This is a genomic window from Pseudomonas sp. 51_B, assembly GCF_017491595.1.
Taxonomy (GTDB): Bacteria; Pseudomonadota; Gammaproteobacteria; order Pseudomonadales; family Pseudomonadaceae; genus Aquipseudomonas; species Aquipseudomonas promysalinigenes.
This window is the reverse complement of the sequence record NZ_JAFGYW010000304.1, coordinates 1-474: the sequence shown is the minus strand read 5'-3', so window position 1 is coordinate 474 and position 474 is coordinate 1. Positions and strand designations below refer to the sequence as shown.

Here is a 474-nt window from a genome sequence, read left to right as displayed (position 1 = left end):
CTGGAAGACTGGGTCGATCGCGTCCTCGACAGCACCCGCGAAGCGGTGGCGATTCGTCAGCGTGCGGCAGTGGACGTCGGTGTGTTGCTTTCCGGCGGTGTCGATTCGAGCATGCTCGTCGGCCTGTTGCGCGAAGTCGGCGTAGAGAATCTGTCGACCTTCTCCATTGGTTTCCAGGATGCCGGCGGCGAGCGCGGCGACGAATTCCAGTATTCCGACCTGATCGCCAAGCACTACGGCACCCGCCACCATCAGTTGCGCATTGACGAGAAAGAAATCATCGAGCAACTGCCCGCCGCCTTCCGCGCAATGAGCGAACCGATGGTCAGCCATGACTGCATCGCGTTCTATCTGTTGTCCCGCGAAGTGGCCAAGCACTGCAAAGTGGTGCAGAGCGGCCAAGGCGCGGACGAACTGTTTGCCGGTTACCACTGGTATCCGCAGGTCGACGGCGCAGCAGATCCTTATGCGTCC

The 474-nt window shown here is 61.0% G+C and carries 1 protein-coding gene; it reads left to right on the top strand.

Annotation, left to right across the window (positions count from 1 at the left end; genetic code table 11):
* The coding region (locus tag J5M56_RS24950) for an asparagine synthase-related protein (protein WP_243430905.1) at positions 1 to 474 on the top strand (474 nt) is incomplete at both ends.